The following is a 15,097-nucleotide window of genomic DNA, read 5'->3' as shown; positions in this document are numbered from 1 at the left end:
CTCGCAACTCGCAACTCGCAACTCGCAACTCGCAACTCGCAACTCGCAACTCGCAACTCGCAACTCGCAACTCGCAACTCGCAACTCGCAACTCAATGGCATAATAAAGTCATAAAAAAAGCGACCTAAGCCGCTTTTGATTTTGTTACTTGTTGAGCATGGGTTTGAGGTAGTGTCCGGTGTGAGACTGTGTAATTTCTGCAACCTCTTCCGGGGTGCCTTCTGCGATGATCATTCCGCCTCCTTTACCGCCTTCAGGCCCAAGGTCTACAATCCAGTCAGCGGTTTTAATGACGTCTAGGTTGTGTTCGATCACAACAACCGTATTGCCTTTATCGCGAAGTTTGTGGAGTACCGTAAGTAGTTGCTGAATATCGTGGAAATGAAGCCCGGTTGTCGGTTCATCCAGAATGTAGAGCGTGTTTCCGCTGTCGCGTTTGGATAGCTCTTTTGAAAGTTTGACTCGCTGTGCTTCACCGCCGGACAGGGTAATGGCGCTTTGCCCTAGCTTGATATAGCCTAAGCCAACATCGAGCAAGGTTTGAAGTTTTCGGGCGATGGCCGGAATGGCATCGAAGAACTCGCGCGCATCCTCAACTGTCATATCCAGAACCTGGTGAATGTTCTTACCTTTATAGGTGATTTCAAGCGTTTCTCGGTTGTAACGTTTGCCTTTGCAAACATCGCAGGGGACATAGATGTCTGGCAGAAAATGCATTTCTACTTTGATAACGCCGTCACCCTGACAGGCTTCACATCGACCGCCTTTCACGTTAAAGCTGAATCGGCCCGGTTTATAACCTCGTGAGCGTGCTTCTTGAGTGCCTGAAAAAAGCTCGCGTACGCCTGTGAAGATGCCTGTGTAAGTTGCAGGGTTGGATCTTGGGGTTCGTCCAATCGGGCTTTGGTCGATATCAATTACTTTATCCAGGTGGTCAACGCCGTTAATATTCGCATAGGGCACGGTTGTGGACTTATGTGCTCCGTTCAGCAGATGAGCCATGATCGGATAAAGTGTTGCGTTTACCAGTGTGGATTTCCCTGAGCCGGAAACGCCAGTAACACAGGTCATCAGGCCAATGGGTAATTTAAGGTTGACGTCTTTTAGATTATTTCCTGCGGCGCCATTCAATTCTAACCACTTATCTTGGTGTTGATGTCTGCTGCAAGGGACTTGGATGGACTTAACCCCAGACATATACTGGCCGGTTAATGAGGCTTCATTATTAAAGACTTCTTCCGGTGTGCCTTGTGCAATTACTTGGCCTCCATGAACTCCGGCACCGGGGCCAATATCAATAACATAATCGGCTGTTTTGATGGCGTCTTCATCGTGTTCAACCACAATGACGGTATTACCTAAATCCCGTAGCCTACGAAGTGTTGCCAGCAGGCGGTCATTGTCTCGTTGATGCAGGCCGATAGATGGCTCGTCGAGAATGTACATAACCCCCACCAGGCCTGCGCCAATTTGACTGGCTAACCGGATTCGTTGCGCCTCACCGCCTGATAAGGTATCGGCACTGCGATCTAGTGTCAGGTATTCAAGGCCAACATTGACCAGGAAATGCAGACGATCACCGATCTCTTTAATGATCTTGTCTGCAATTTGAGCCTTAGCCCCGTCTAAGATAATACTTTCAAACAGATTCTTTGCATCGCCTACAGATAAGTGGGTGACTTTTGGCAGAGTCTGTTGGCCGATGTAAACATGACGAGAAGATTCTTTGAGTCGTGCACCGTGACAGCTCGGGCAACGCTGAATACTTAAATAATTAGAAAGCTCCTCTCTGACCAAGGGGCTTTCTGTTTCTCGGTACCTTCGCTCCAGATTGGGAAGTACACCTTCAAACGATTGCTCTTTATGGTAGACGTCTCCTTTCGCGGTTACGTGTTTAAAAGGGACCTTTTCCTTTCCGGAACCGTTGAGGATGATCGTTTGATGTGCCTTACTTAATGACTTCCAGGGCGCGTCTAAACTGAAGCCGAAATGTGTGGCCAAAGAATCAAGCAGCTGGAAATAGTAGAGGCTGCGCTTATCCCAGCCTTTGATGGCGCCGGTGGATAAGGTGAGGTTTTCGTCGGTGATGATCTTGCTGTTATCAAAGAATTGTTTTGTGCCGAGGCCATCGCAGGTTTCACAGGCACCCGCCGGGTTGTTGAATGAAAAAGACCTGGGCTCCAGCTCTGCAATGGAGTAACCGCAGGTCGGACATGCGTGGTTGGCTGAAAACGTGATGTCGTTCTGATCACCGTCCATGAATGATACTAAAGCCACGCCTTCAGAAAGTTCGATGGTGGTTTCCAATGACTCCGCCAACCGGGTTTCGATGTCGTCTTTGACTTTAAGGCGATCAATTACCACATCAATGGAATGTTTCTTGTTTTTATCCAGTGAAGGCAGTTCATCCAGCTCATAAATGCGACCGTCCAGTCGAACACGGATAAAGCCTTTTGCCTGAAGGTCTTCGAACAGGTGGAGATGTTCACCTTTTCGGTTTCGAACGATGGGTGCCAGTAGCATGATTTTGCTGTCTTTTGGCAGCTCCATGATTTGATCAACCATTTGGCTGATGGTTTGCGCTTGCAAAGGTTGATCATGGGTTGGACATCTTGCTTCGCCGACACGAGCGAAAAGCAATCTCAAATAATCGTAAATCTCAGTGACTGTCCCTACGGTGGAGCGGGGATTGTGCGACGTTGATTTTTGCTCAATTGAAATGGCGGGAGACAGGCCTTCAATACTGTCGGTATCGGGTTTCTCCATCATGGAGAGAAATTGGCGGGCGTAGGTAGACAGGCTTTCTACGTAGCGACGCTGTCCTTCCGCGTAGAGGGTGTCAAAAGCGAGCGATGATTTACCTGAACCCGATAGACCAGTGATCACCACCAATTGATCGCGAGGGATATCGAGGTCAATATTTTTAAGGTTGTGGGTTCTTGCGCCGCGTACTGAAATCTTGTCCATTTATGCCTCTAGCCCTTACAATCGAACGAACCATTATAGGGCTTGGAGGCTGGAGTTAAAGCAGCAATTTTCTATCGCTTTTTAAAATCCGTTAGTAAAATTACGCAGCGTTTGAGCGATCAATAACAACGCTGTCCAGATTATCATTGGCCCAGTTAATCGCTTGAACTCGGTTGGATGCACCAATCTTCTTGAATAAGTTGTACATGTGGGTCTTAACCGTGTGCATGCTGACGTTCAGTTTGTCCGCAATTTGCGAGTTGGTGGCACCGGTTGCTGTTAATTTCAGAATTTGTAACTCGCGCTTGGTGAGGAGCTTGCTTGAGTCTTCTGCAGTGCGGTAAGCGGTACGGGTCTGCTGAAGATATTGCTTTAGTAGCTTACGAGGAATCCAAATGTCGCCGGTTAATAGGGCGTTAATGCCTTTGTAAACCTGACTTTGCGGTTGGTGAGCGTAGAAAATACCTGCAATGGTCGGGTGATCAATCAGTTTTTCAAATTTGGAGTCGGAAAGCACATTGATGAAGGCGACCGAAGTTGAAGAGTTACGCTGATAAAGTTCATTCAGAAAGCGAACGGCTTGCTCTGGTCTGATGTCTCTTGCATCCAAAAGAAACAACGACGATTTATCAGTGGATATGCGTTTTACGGCTTCAGCCTGACTGCACAACTGGGCTGTGATCTGTTGTTCGTTGGTCAAATAATTGATAATGACAGAGTTTTGAAGGTTCTGTTGACCAACTAATAAAATAGTTTGTGATTCCGCTACGACATTAGACATACATTAGGCACCTTGTTCCTTGGGCAAAAACTGGTAAATCCCTAATAACCCAGTTCAATTCCCTCTATTAAGCCATAAAAAAATAGCAGGTTCTTGAGGTATGTCTTATTTCCTACGTAGCATGAAGATATTGTCGTAAGCGCAAAGGTGATAAACTTGCGCTCGATCACAAAAGAGGATGGATACCGAATGAATTCTAGTGAGCGAGTCAGTACTTTTTCTCTGGCATTGCTTTATACGTTTCGCATGCTGGGCCTGTTTATGGTGCTACCAGTACTTTCTTTGTATATGTCTCCAGAAAGTACCGGGCGAACGATTGAAGGCGCAACCCCTTTGCTGATTGGTTTGGCGATCGGCGGATATGGTTTGACTCAGGCCATTATGCAGATTCCTTTTGGCACCCTTTCTGATCGCTTCGGGCGTAAATTCATGATTACCATTGGTTACCTGTTATTTATTGCAGGTAGCCTGATTGCGGCCATGAGTGACCACATTTATGGCGTGGTGCTGGGAAGAGCATTACAAGGTTGTGGTGCGGTAGCGGCTTGTATTATGGCGCTGCTCGGTGATTTAACGTCAGAGCAGACTCGGACCCGATCCATGGCAATGGTTGGGGCCAGCATCGGGATGTCCTTTGCGGTTGCCATTGTATTAGGGCCGATTGTTGATTCGTATTGGGGACTTAACGGGATTTTTTGGCTGACAGCCGTGTTGGGTGTCGTGGGGTTGGTTATTTTATGGGGAGTGGTACCTAACCCGCCGGTGGTGTTGCATTCTTTGGAAACACTTTCCACCCGAGGTGGTTTGAAAAAAAGTCTGATGAATGGCCAGTTGCAACGGGTTTATTGGGGTGTTTTGATTTTACACGCGTTACTGACTGCGCTGTTTATTATTTTGCCAGCTCGAATCATAGACGTGTTTGGGATCGAAGCATCAATGACAGGTTGGGTGTACCTTCCGGTTGTGGTGCTCGGTTTTCTACTGGCTGTGCCGTTTATTTTGGTGGCGGAAGTAAAGCGTCAAATGAAATGGATGATGGTTTTGTCCGTGGCATTGATGCTGTTGGTGGTAGCTGTTTTGCTGACTGAAGTGCATTCCGTGTATGCGATGATAGCTCTGCTTTTGGTTTTCTTTACTGCCTTTAATTTAATGGAGGCCACCTTGCCTTCACTGGTCGCAAAGTTGGCATCGGCAGGTACCCGTGGCAGTGCGATGGGGCTATTTTCTTCTCATCAGTTCTTTGGTGCTTTTTTAGGCGGTTGGCTCGGTGGCTTAGCGTTGCAACACGGTGGAGATCAATACTTATTGATGGGCTGTATTAGCCTGTTGGTTGTTTGGCTGTTACTGGTGAGCAGCATGAAAAAACCCAGCTTTCTGAAAGGGGTAACCATTTCGTTATTGGAAGGAACCGACTGTCAGGAAAAGATTCTGGGTCTAAAAAGCTTGAGTGGCGTACAGGAAGTGTTTCACTATGAACAAAAGCAAACTTTATACATAAAATACGACCCTGACCTGACGAATGAAGGGATAATTCAGAAAACTTTAGGGAGTCCTGGCTTGGCCTAAGTGCTGGCTAAGGCTACAATGGGCGACTTTATTTTTTCATTATACGAACCTTGCTATAATAAGATTTTCTGGAGAGATTCATGGCACGAGGAATTAACAAAGTCATCCTGGTTGGTAACCTTGGGCAAGACCCAGAAACCAGATACACCGCGAACAACAGTGCTGTGACCAATATTACGATTGCTACCAGTGAATCCTGGACAGACAAGCAAACGGGTCAGAAGCAAGAACGTACTGAATGGCACCGGGTTGTGATTTTTAACAAGCTGGGTGAAATTGCCGGTCAATACCTTCGTAAAGGGTCAAAAGTCTACATTGAAGGTGCATTGCGTACCCGTAAATGGCAGGACCAACAAGGCCAGGATCGTTACACGACTGAGATTGTTGCCAGTGAAATGCAAATGCTGGACAGCCGTGGTGCCGGTGATCAAATGGGCGGCGGCCAGCCTATGGGTGGTTATCAGCAGCAAGCGCCTGCAGCGGCACCGATGAATCAGAATATGAATCAACAAGGTGGCATGCAGCAAAATCAAGCGCCGGCCATGCAGCCTACGCCGCAACCCGCGCCAGCCCCAGTAAGCCAGCCTTACCAGGCAACGCCTCAGCAAACACAGCCAATGCAGAACCAGCCTCGTCAAAATCCTGCGCCACAATCTACACCCGCGCCAGCGCCGGCTGTTGGTGGTTTTGATGATTTCGATGATGACATTCCGTTCTAAAAAATACCATCAAACGCCCATGGCGTGTGTGATGTATAGAACCCAAAACCCTCTGTCATAGAGGGTTTTTTGGTTTTGGGAACTTGAGTGTTAAGTCTTAAGGCGGCGGAAGTGTTTGATCGTTGATAACACAGAGTATAATGCCGCCCAAATAGTTCAAAGGCATGTAAATTACAATGGATATAACAGGGTTGATTCTGGCTGGTGGACAAGGCAGTCGGATGGGAGGCGTTGATAAGGGGTTGGTGCATTGGCAACAACGGCCTTTGGTGTCGTATTGTTTAGCAGCACTTAAGCCGCTTTGTACAACACTGCTTATCAGCTGCAATCGGAATCAAGATCAGTACGCCTTGATGTCGGGTAACATTGTTTCTGATCAAAATCCGGATTTTCAAGGGCCATTAAGTGGTTTAGTCAGTGCCTTTCCATTGGTTCAGTCTGAGTGGTTGATGGTGGCTCCGTGCGACACGCCGAAAATTACTTCTGAGTTGATGGCTTTATTAACATCGCAGGCGAGTGACGCCGGAATTTACGCTTTGAAGGGAGAGCGTAAAGACCATCCTTTGCATTGCCTGATTCATCGCACTGCATTTTCGAGTATTGAAATGGCGTTTAACGAAGGCAAGCGCAGTGTTTATCGCGTCTTCAATGACCTTAGTGTGGAGTGGGTAGATGTACCGGAAGAAAGCCTGATGGCCAACATCAACGCGCTTACCGATGCTTAGCCGACGACTTAACCGCCAGTGGTGTTCATAAAGCGAAGGATTTGAGGTTCATCGTGCACATCAAACTCGTGACTCTTAGGTTTGATTTTCATGGCATCGATAATGATTTGTTGTAGTTCCTGGTCGCTGCAGCCATCACGCATGGGCGTTTTCAGATCCACCGAATGTTCATTGCCCAAACACAGTAAGAGTCGACCTTCCACCGTGACCCGAACCCGGTTGCAGTCGCCACAAAAGTTGTGACTGTGCGGCGATATGAAGCCGACCCGGGATTCACTGCCTGCTAGCTTGTAATATTTGGTTGGGCCACCTGTTTTGTAGGTGTCCGGGATGAGCTGGTATTGGCCTTCAATGATTGCCCGTACCTCATCACTGGAACACAGGCTTTCGCCCCGGTTGTGCTCGGTAATGACGCCCAACGGCATTTCTTCAATGAAACAAATATCAATGGCTTTCTGTTTGGCAAACGCCACCAGATCCAGAATTTCATCGTCATTACGACCTTTGATGATCACGCTGTTGAGCTTGATTTGATCAAAGCTCGCATTTTTCGCTGCGTCAATACCGCTCAATACCTGCTCTAACTTGCCGAAACGGGTGAGCTGGGTAAAGCGATCGGAGTTGAGACTGTCGAGACTGATGTTGAGGCGCTTTAAACCTGCGTCTCTTAAGTCCTGAGCCATGGTTGTTAATTGGCTGCCGTTGGTGGTGGTCACCAATTCTTTTAAGCCGGGAAGAGCGCCAAGTTTTTGGAACAGGGACAGAACATTTTGCCGAATTAAAGGTTCACCGCCGGTTAGGCGAATTTTGGTAACGCCCAGGTCAACGAATGCTTTGGAAATGCGTTCGATTTCTTCCAGCGAAAGTACCGACTTTTTCGGGAGGAAGGTCATTTCTTCGGCCATGCAATAAACACAACGGAAGTCACAACGATCGGTTACCGATATCCGAACGTAGTCAACGTGCCTGCCAAATTGGTCTATCAATGCCATAAACTTATCCTGTCTGAAATAACCGAACCTGATCAAATTCGTCGTACGCTTTACTGTTCTATATTGCGTAATTGCGTAACGGAAAGCTATTTTGAATATCTTACCAGAATATTAGGTGAGCCAGGTCAAGAAATTGTAAGATAGGTGATTACTGGCATTTTAAGGTTGCTTTGTTGATAGTTTTGCCTGTAAATAACATTATCTGTTAAGGGGTGAGGTTTTCATTAATGAAATTAATGGTGGTGGGTTCCGAAAGTCAGGTCGGACATGAATTGGTCGGGCTTCTGGAAAGTTCAGAAACAGAGTTTGTTGCCTTTGACTCGGATGATCAGCTGTTCATTGATCACCGGGATATCATGCAATTACTCGAAGAACATGCCCCTGATTTTGTGGTCAACACCACGCTTTATCCTTTTGTTGACAGAGCCGAAGCCGAAGTCGAGCGCTGTCGTTTGAAAAACCTTGAAATCCCAAGGGCGCTGGCCAAGGCGTGTCAGCAGTTGGATATACCAATGTTGCACCTGACTTCGCCATACGTGTTTGATGGGGATAAAGTTGGCCCTTATACGGAGAAAGATGCGCCTAATCCGGTCAATCTTTATGGCGAAATTCATCAGGCGTCCGAAGATGTCGTGGCCTCAACGCTCGAAAAACACGTCATAATTCGCTTAGGTTTGGTGTTCAGTGCGGGTGAAGATAACTTTGTTGGTCGTTTGTTGGCTCATGGCGGGCAGGATGAACGGATGGAAGTTATCGGTCAGCAATTGGCTTGCCCAACGTCCGCAGTAACGGCGGCACAGGTGGTGTTGGCAATATGTAAGCAGCTGTCTTGTAATATTAACCCCTGGGGCGTTTACCATTACTCCGATGTGGAAGCGGTAACCCGACGGGAGTTTTTAGAAGCGGTGGTGCAAGAAGCCGAACGTCATCCGGAACTTCAGGCTCGGCACGTAGATCAGGTCAGTAGCTCGCAACATAAAGGGTCCGCCAAACGACCGATGAATGCAGTGCTTAACTGCCAGAAGCTGCTGTATACCTTTGGCATCAAGCAGAAGTCGTGGCGGGTGGAGCTGTCCAAGGTTGTGGCGAAGTTGGCGGAAGCCCGGTTTTTGCCAGATTCAGAGTTGAAAAAATAAGTAGGAATCAGAATGAGTCAATTTACCCATATCGATGATAAGGGCAACGCAGTGATGGTCGATGTTTCTGAGAAGCAAGCGACTACCCGTACGTCACAAGCGGAAGGTTTTGTTTATATGAACGACAAAACTTTGGCTATGGTGGCGGAAGGCAGCCATAAAAAAGGGGATGTTTTGGCGGTTGCCCGCATCGCCGGTATTCAGGCAGCGAAGAAAACGCCGGATCTCATTCCTTTATGCCACCCTTTGATGTTGAGTTCAGTGAAAGTGAATTTTGACATTCAGCCAGAAGCTGGCCGCGTCCGGGTTTTGGCGGAGTGTAAACTGACCGGACAAACCGGTGTTGAAATGGAAGCGCTGACCGCAGCGTCTGTGGCGTGTCTGACGGTTTACGATATGTGTAAAGCGGTCGATAAAATGATGCGCATCGAGGGGATTCGGGTACTTTCCAAGAGCGGTGGTAAATCGGGTGACTGGCAAGTTGAAGACAACTGAGTGGGTCGCTTCATCGATTCGCTAAAATAATGAGTAAAGATGGCTGTAATTTTGCTTTGTATATGACTAAGGTTAATTAATTGGCTAAAAACTGTTCAGTTTGGCCAATTGCCGCCGATAAACTTCTTAAGGGGGTGGCTTATGTACGAAGTAGTTACAGACCGCACTCAGCAGCCAGTAATCTCGATTCTGGAGGCGGAGTTAGAGACCATTTATCATATTGGTTTAACACCGAACAGCGTTTCGGTGTCGTGTCCTATGGATGGTAATGCGGCCATGTCGGCCGAGCATCAGCGCCAGCAATATGACCTTTTACGGCAGTTTTTGACGAGTTCTGAAAAAGGCTTCTTCCTTGAAATGCGCTTTTCCCATGATGAATTTGCCTTTGTTGATGCGTTGACCCGCTGGCTGGCACGAATCCCAAGTATTGATTTGGCGTCGTTCCCTGATTTATCAGAGCTGGTGGTGCGAGAATTCAGACAGGGTGAATCCATTGAAATGTTGCCAATGACCGCCATCAAATCTTATTCAGAGCGATGGTCAAAATCCCTTTGGCAAACCATTCAGGCGTATAAAGTAATGACGCGCGATTTGCATGAGAACTATCAGTCGGCACTTAAAGAGTGGTCGCAAGCTGCAAAGGCACTGGACTGACCAACGCCTTTGTATCGCGGTTTACAGCCAGTCGAATTGTGATAAGTGAGGGTAAGCTTTCGGTTGACGGTAATCCATGATGTCCACGTCGTAACTACCATTGGTTAACGCTTTTTTGATCTCATAGAGCGAACCTTCTTCGGTGGAAGGGTTGTGCGCCAGGTTAATGATCTTTTCGGGTTGTGGCCGTTTGTATTCATCACGTACCAGCAGCACCTTCGGCTTCAGTTTGTAGTCCGGGTTGTTCGATAAGACCACACCCACCTCACCATTGTTCATTTCTACGATACTGCCGGTGGGAATGATGCCGACCATGAGAATGAAGTGTTGCAGTAAGTCCCCGTCAAATTGAGATCCGCGATTATCAAACAGAATCTTTAAGGCTTCGGCCGGGGTGGAGGCCTTTTTATAACAACGGGCACTGGAAATCGCATCGTAAGAATCGACGATGGTGATGATTCGGGTGTACAGTGAAATATGTTCAGGTCGCAGCTGACTGGGGTAGCCGGTGCCGTCCAGGCGCTCATGATGATGGTGTGCGACAGAGATGACGGCCGGATCAAGGCCGCTTTGTTCCGAAAGTAAGCGGCTGCCTTCTTCTGAATGGGTCTTCATGACCTCGTATTCTTCGGCGGTTAATCGACCTGGCTTATTCAGAATTTCATTGGGAATGACCATCTTGCCGACATCGTGCAGCATGCCGCACATACCCAGCAGTTTCAGTTCTTCTTCCGGCAGGCCCAGATGACGGCCGAACGCCATGGCCAAAATGGCGACGCGCAGACAGTGCTCGGCGGTGTATTCATCCCGGTCTTTGATGCGGGTCAGCCAAAGTAAGGCATTGGGGTTGGTGACCACGCTTTTCACGAATCCGTTGACGGTGTCTTGGATAGGCTCGACATCAATGTCTTCGGTTTCTTTGACCCGATTCAGGATTTGATGAATTTCAATGTCGGCTTTGTTGTAGAGTTCAACGGCTTCAGGAAAGGCTTGGGTAATGGGCGTGATAATCGGTTTATTAACTCGGGCTTCCCGTTCTTTTTGTTCGCCTAAGTGATGTTTTTGATAGGAGAACCAATAGTGCTCTTCGACTTCGATAATCACAAACTGGCAGACGGCACGGAGTTGTTGAAGTTCTCGGTCGGTGGTGATGCGAAACCCTTGAAACATAAAGGGGGTTTCGAGCCAGGGCCGATCCAATTTCTTAACTTGCATGCCAATCTCAAGTTGCGAAACCTCAAGCTTCACCTCAATGAGGTTGGTACCGTGGTACTGTTTCTTGTGATGCTCTGTCATAAACCAAGTATACAAACTAAATTATGTTTTTATTTATTTTCCAGTATAGCAACGGTTGAAATGATAACACTATGTCAAATTGCATTATTCCGCCTTGGCGAGACGCCCAAGGCCGCCATGCGAGCTTGCTTTATGCTATGAAATGCTCAGATTTTGATAGATGATGAATAAAAGCTCATGTATAAATAAGAACAAAACTTGCGGAGAGAGATGGCATGGTAGCCTTACCTGAATACGATAATATGGACGCCGTTGCGTTGTCAGAGGCGATTTCAAACAAAGAGCTTTCGATCAATGATGTGGTGGATGCAGCTGTCGCCCGGATGGAACAGAGAAACCCTCAGATCAATGCGGTGGTCACCCCCATGGTGGATCGTTGGCGACGAGACTTTGAAAAGCTCAATCCCCAAAGCCCTTTGTACGGGGTGCCCTTCTTGTTGAAGGATCTGGTGGCCGCCTATGAAGGTGTGCCGTTCAGTTGCGGCAGTCGAGCCTTGGCGGATTATATCCCGGAGCATAATTCGGAAATGGTGAATCGATTCCAACAGGCGGGTCTGATTCATTTAGGAAAAACGAATACCCCGGAATTCGGGTTGATGGGGGTGACTGAGCCGGAGTTGTTCGGACCAAGTCGTAACCCCTGGAATACCGATCACACCCCTGGCGGGTCAAGTGGTGGCAGTGGCGCGGCTGTGGCAGCCCGCATTGTGCCAGTGGCATCCGCAGGTGATGGTGGCGGTTCCATTCGAATTCCTGCCTCGTGTTGTGGTTTGTTTGGGTTGAAGCCTTCCAGAGGACGAACACCAACGGGGCCGGATCAGGGGCAACTGTGGCAAGGGGCGGCCGTTGAGCATGTGTTGTCTCGCAGTGTACGTGACAGTGCTTTGATGTTGGATTTAACCGCCGGGCCGGATCACGGCGCGCACTTCCCGATGGAAAAACCAGGGCAGTCTTACTTGGCTATGACTAAGGTTGCGCCTCGTCGTCTGACAATCGCTTTCAGTACAGAGAACCCAACCGGAGGGACTGTAAACCCGGAGTGTAAGCGGGCGGTTGAGAAAACCGCGAAGTTGTTGGAGTCGTTAGGGCACATCGTAGAAGAAGCCACCCCCGAGTACGACGCTACTCAGTTGTATCAAAGTTATCTGGCGATGAACCTGGGTGAAACGGCGGCCGCCATCGGTCATATTGAGCAACAACTGGGGCGTGCCTTAAAGCCGGGTAAAGACATCGAAATTATGACGGCGTTGTTGGTGAAACTGGGCGAAACCTATTCGGCAAAAGAGTTCGCACAAACTCTGCATGCGTGGAATATCTATGCTCGGACCATGGGTGAGTTTCATAAAAAATACGACCTCTATCTTACGCCGACAATGGCTGACTTGCCTGCCAAAGTGGGAGAGTTAATGCCGTCCTCGATCGAAAAAATTGTTCTGCGTGGCTTGTACAAATTACCGATAGCGACTTTGCTCAAGCGCAGCGGCATCTTTGAAAAACTCGCTTTTCGCCAACTGGAAAAATTGCCGTTTACCCAGCTGGCCAACCTGACGGGTCAACCTGCGATGTCTGTGCCTGTGCACTGGGCAGATAATGGTTTACCGGTGGGGGTTCAGTTTATGGCCCCAATGGCGGATGAGGTGACCTTATTTCAATTGGCCGCACAGCTGGAGTCTGAATTGAATTGGCAGGCGCACAAGCCGGCTTGGCTGGACAGTTAGTTCGGGCAAGGAAGGTGGCGTTCGATCCACATCGCCCGCTGAAAGGCAGGCGATGCGCTGGTGGTTACCTTACTTCGGTGATCAGTACAATAAGGTATAAAGTTTGCGCTGGTAACGGGCTTTCAACGGGTCGGCATTATCCAGTGCAGACAGCATGTCGGTCATGGTTTTTTTGACTTCGCCGTCTTCTGCGTTTAAATCCGTGCGCAAGCAACCGAGCGTCAGCTCAAGGGCTTCTTCGTTGCGATTGGCTTGCTGATACTGAACGGCCAGTTCGATAATCAGCTTGGCGTCATCGGGGGTTGCGGCAAGCTTTTCTTCCAAAATCTGAATTTCCGGAGAGTCGGCTGCGTCAGCCGCGAGTTCCAGTTTGGCTTTAACCTTGTTGTATTGGTTGTCCTGGTCTTGTAACGGAATGGCGTCGACTACCGCCTGGGCGGCCTCCAGGTTTTTCAGTTCGATCAACACATCGGCAAAGGTCAAGGCAATGTCGGAACGTTTAGGTTCTGCAAGGTAGGCGGCGTTCAGCAGCGTGGAGGCTTCATGGAGGTTGCCTTCCTGGATTTTCTCCAGGGCGTCTTTGTAGGCAATTTCGTATTCTTTGGGTAAGTGCTTTTCAAGAATCTGACGAATTTCGGATTCCGGCTGAGCGCCCATAAAACCATCAACCGGTTGGCCATCTTTGAGTAAGGCAATGGTCGGCAGAGAGCGAACGCCAAACTGAGCGGCGATGGATTGCTGCTCATCACAGTTCACTTTGGCCAATAAAAACTGGCCGTTATATTCGTTGGCAAGCTTCTCAAGAATTGGCATTAATGCCTTGCAAGGCGCGCACCAGTCTGCCCAAAAATCAACGACCACCAGCCGCTTCATGGACTCGTCGATCAGCGCCTGTTGAAAATTTTCAGGGGTGATGTCGATGATGTTTTCAGTAATCGCAGGTGTAAGTGGGCTGTCCGCTTCAATCATGAATGTATTCTCAATGGATTTAACTTTTGTATATCAATGTATTAATAATGGGGGCTGTCCGCGAGGATTTCAATTGGAGAGTTGCTGAAACCTACATGAGAGGGCGATTCCACAGCGCTGAACACCAAAAAGCCCTCATTAAGAGGGCTTTTTGGTGGTGTTGGGTGACTTACGCCGAAGCGTCTAAGTTCGTTCCAACACGCTGTTCCGCATTTTGTTGATCCACAAAGCTACTGACTAAGGTGTTTCTTGTTTGGTTTTCAGTGGCGTCTTCCTCTGTTTCAAGGAAGTTAGTATTCACTGTCGTGTTATCCGACGCTTCATCAGATGCGTTTGCAAACTGTTCAAATGCAAAATCAGCGATTTCGTTATTTTGTCGGGTTTCTACAAGACTAACAGCGGTTTCCCGGGCACCTTCGGTGGTATCTGAATTCTGAGTGGCTGAATTTTGAGCAACGGCGGTCGCTATGTTCTGCGTATTGCCCTGATTGCCCACAGTGGTTGTGGCGTCTTCTTCCTGACCGTTAGCGCGCTGAGTTGCGCTGATGAATTGTTCCGCTTGATCCTGTTGCTGCCTTTGGTCTACCTGATTGAACAGCTGTTCTCTGGATAGGGTCGCAGAAACTTCCTGATCATTTGGCCCGGACAGGGTGACAGTAACGGAGTTTTCAGATCGATCACCAGTGGTCTCGTTGCCTTCGTCGGGGGTCACCGTAATGTTGGAGTTTTGCTCAGTGGCATCGGTTAACGGATCATCACGACGGTTTAATTCATCTTGTGGTTCGGTTGAGGATTGAGAGGCGTTTCTGGGCGCAGATTCATCGGTAGCTTCTGGTGCCCGTGTCGCAATGTTGTCCTGATCCGGGTTTCGGGTGGTATTGGACACGCGCTCTTCTTCGCCTACGTTAAGAGGCTGAACGATGGGGTTGATACCGGTTGTCGTTGTATTGATGGAGGTCATCTACGCCGCTACCTTTTATCTGTGTGTACAATAAATATACAGTAAGAATGTCCGGATTTAAAGTTTCAGACGTCGTTAACTACAGAACGAAATGTACTAAAAATGAAACTTTTATAA

13 protein-coding genes are annotated in these 15,097 nt (G+C 48.3%); 7 read left to right on the top strand and 6 right to left on the bottom strand.

Going from position 1 to position 15,097, the window contains the following annotated elements; genetic code table 11:
- Positions 1-145: 145 nt before the first annotated feature.
- Together uvrA and ABD744_RS09665 are read right to left on the bottom strand one after the other, a co-directional pair.
- Complete coding sequence (gene uvrA, locus ABD744_RS09670) at positions 146-2,968, bottom strand: excinuclease ABC subunit UvrA (protein ID WP_344797944.1); 2,823 nt, start codon at positions 2,966-2,968, stop codon at positions 146-148.
- Between the two features lie 100 nt (positions 2,969-3,068).
- Positions 3,069-3,749, bottom strand: coding sequence for a LuxR C-terminal-related transcriptional regulator (locus tag ABD744_RS09665; RefSeq protein WP_344797942.1), 681 nt, complete (start codon positions 3,747-3,749; stop codon positions 3,069-3,071).
- A 189-nt stretch (positions 3,750-3,938) separates the two neighbouring features.
- Between ABD744_RS09665 and ABD744_RS09660 the strand changes: the two genes are divergently transcribed.
- The 3 genes from ABD744_RS09660 to mobA all read left to right on the top strand — a co-directional run bounded on the left by ABD744_RS09660 (position 3,939) and on the right by mobA (position 6,759).
- On the top strand, positions 3,939-5,315 hold the full coding sequence (locus ABD744_RS09660) for an MFS transporter (RefSeq protein ID WP_344797940.1): 1,377 nt from the start codon (positions 3,939-3,941) through the stop codon (positions 5,313-5,315).
- A gap of 80 nt (positions 5,316-5,395) precedes the next feature.
- Positions 5,396-6,034: a single-stranded DNA-binding protein gene (locus ABD744_RS09655; RefSeq protein ID WP_344797938.1), complete on the top strand. Its 639-nt coding sequence runs from the start codon at positions 5,396-5,398 to the stop codon at positions 6,032-6,034.
- A 176-nt stretch (positions 6,035-6,210) separates the two neighbouring features.
- Positions 6,211-6,759 (top strand): molybdenum cofactor guanylyltransferase MobA, encoded by a 549-nt coding sequence (gene mobA, locus ABD744_RS09650; protein WP_344797936.1) that lies wholly within the window; start codon positions 6,211-6,213, stop codon positions 6,757-6,759.
- Positions 6,760-6,767: 8 nt separating this feature from the next.
- Here the strand turns inward: mobA and moaA are convergent, their stop codons facing one another.
- Positions 6,768-7,751: a GTP 3',8-cyclase MoaA gene (moaA, locus tag ABD744_RS09645; RefSeq protein WP_344797935.1), complete on the bottom strand. Its 984-nt coding sequence runs from the start codon at positions 7,749-7,751 to the stop codon at positions 6,768-6,770.
- 227 nt (positions 7,752-7,978) lie between these two features.
- Here moaA and ABD744_RS09640 point away from each other — a divergent pair, with 227 nt between their 5' ends.
- The 3 genes from ABD744_RS09640 (at position 7,979) to ABD744_RS09630 (ending at position 10,036) form a co-directional block, all read left to right on the top strand.
- Positions 7,979-8,887 (top strand): SDR family oxidoreductase, encoded by a 909-nt coding sequence (locus ABD744_RS09640; protein WP_344797934.1) that lies wholly within the window; start codon positions 7,979-7,981, stop codon positions 8,885-8,887.
- Between the two features lie 12 nt (positions 8,888-8,899).
- Entirely contained in the window at positions 8,900-9,382 is a 483-nt protein-coding gene (gene moaC / locus ABD744_RS09635) for a cyclic pyranopterin monophosphate synthase MoaC (protein WP_344797932.1), read from the top strand.
- Between the two features lie 141 nt (positions 9,383-9,523).
- Positions 9,524-10,036, top strand: coding sequence for a hypothetical protein (locus ABD744_RS09630; RefSeq protein ID WP_344797930.1), 513 nt, complete (start codon positions 9,524-9,526; stop codon positions 10,034-10,036).
- 21 nt (positions 10,037-10,057) lie between these two features.
- On the opposite strand, the gene ABD744_RS09625 is transcribed toward ABD744_RS09630, so the two are convergent.
- Entirely contained in the window at positions 10,058-11,332 is a 1,275-nt protein-coding gene (locus ABD744_RS09625; RefSeq protein WP_344797928.1) for an HD-GYP domain-containing protein, read from the bottom strand.
- Positions 11,333-11,547: 215 nt separating this feature from the next.
- Here ABD744_RS09625 and ABD744_RS09620 point away from each other — a divergent pair, with 215 nt between their 5' ends.
- Positions 11,548-13,050 (top strand): amidase, encoded by a 1,503-nt coding sequence (locus tag ABD744_RS09620; protein ID WP_344797926.1) that lies wholly within the window; start codon positions 11,548-11,550, stop codon positions 13,048-13,050.
- An 81-nt stretch (positions 13,051-13,131) separates the two neighbouring features.
- Here ABD744_RS09620 and trxA read toward each other — a convergent pair whose 3' ends face one another.
- Together trxA and ABD744_RS09610 are read right to left on the bottom strand one after the other, a co-directional pair.
- Positions 13,132-14,019, bottom strand: coding sequence for a thioredoxin (trxA, locus tag ABD744_RS09615; RefSeq protein ID WP_344797924.1), 888 nt, complete (start codon positions 14,017-14,019; stop codon positions 13,132-13,134).
- Positions 14,020-14,188: 169 nt separating this feature from the next.
- Positions 14,189-14,980: a hypothetical protein gene (locus ABD744_RS09610; RefSeq protein WP_344797922.1), complete on the bottom strand. Its 792-nt coding sequence runs from the start codon at positions 14,978-14,980 to the stop codon at positions 14,189-14,191.
- Positions 14,981-15,097: the final 117 nt, after the last annotated feature.

Origin of the sequence: Litoribacillus peritrichatus, assembly GCF_039537985.1 — a bacterium.
Classification (GTDB): Bacteria; Pseudomonadota; Gammaproteobacteria; order Pseudomonadales; family Litoribrevibacteraceae; genus Litoribacillus; species Litoribacillus peritrichatus.
The sequence above is the reverse complement of the archived record's forward strand: the minus strand, read 5'-3'. Positions and strand labels throughout refer to the sequence as shown.

What these genes read in the sequence shown, in the direction of transcription:
- uvrA (WP_344797944.1), bottom strand. Translation starts at nt 2,968, where the DNA reads ATGGACAAGATTTCAGTACGCGGCGCAAGAACCCACAACCTTAAAAAT.
- ABD744_RS09665 (WP_344797942.1), bottom strand. Translation starts at nt 3,749, where the DNA reads ATGTCTAATGTCGTAGCGGAATCACAAACTATTTTATTAGTTGGTCAA.
- ABD744_RS09660 (WP_344797940.1), top strand. Translation starts at nt 3,939, where the DNA reads ATGAATTCTAGTGAGCGAGTCAGTACTTTTTCTCTGGCATTGCTTTAT.
- ABD744_RS09655 (WP_344797938.1), top strand. Translation starts at nt 5,396, where the DNA reads ATGGCACGAGGAATTAACAAAGTCATCCTGGTTGGTAACCTTGGGCAA.
- mobA (WP_344797936.1), top strand. Translation starts at nt 6,211, where the DNA reads ATGGATATAACAGGGTTGATTCTGGCTGGTGGACAAGGCAGTCGGATG.
- moaA (WP_344797935.1), bottom strand. Translation starts at nt 7,751, where the DNA reads ATGGCATTGATAGACCAATTTGGCAGGCACGTTGACTACGTTCGGATA.
- ABD744_RS09640 (WP_344797934.1), top strand. Translation starts at nt 7,979, where the DNA reads ATGAAATTAATGGTGGTGGGTTCCGAAAGTCAGGTCGGACATGAATTG.
- moaC (WP_344797932.1), top strand. Translation starts at nt 8,900, where the DNA reads ATGAGTCAATTTACCCATATCGATGATAAGGGCAACGCAGTGATGGTC.
- ABD744_RS09630 (WP_344797930.1), top strand. Translation starts at nt 9,524, where the DNA reads ATGTACGAAGTAGTTACAGACCGCACTCAGCAGCCAGTAATCTCGATT.
- ABD744_RS09625 (WP_344797928.1), bottom strand. Translation starts at nt 11,332, where the DNA reads ATGACAGAGCATCACAAGAAACAGTACCACGGTACCAACCTCATTGAG.
- ABD744_RS09620 (WP_344797926.1), top strand. Translation starts at nt 11,548, where the DNA reads ATGGTAGCCTTACCTGAATACGATAATATGGACGCCGTTGCGTTGTCA.
- trxA (WP_344797924.1), bottom strand. Translation starts at nt 14,019, where the DNA reads ATGATTGAAGCGGACAGCCCACTTACACCTGCGATTACTGAAAACATC.
- ABD744_RS09610 (WP_344797922.1), bottom strand. Translation starts at nt 14,980, where the DNA reads ATGACCTCCATCAATACAACGACAACCGGTATCAACCCCATCGTTCAG.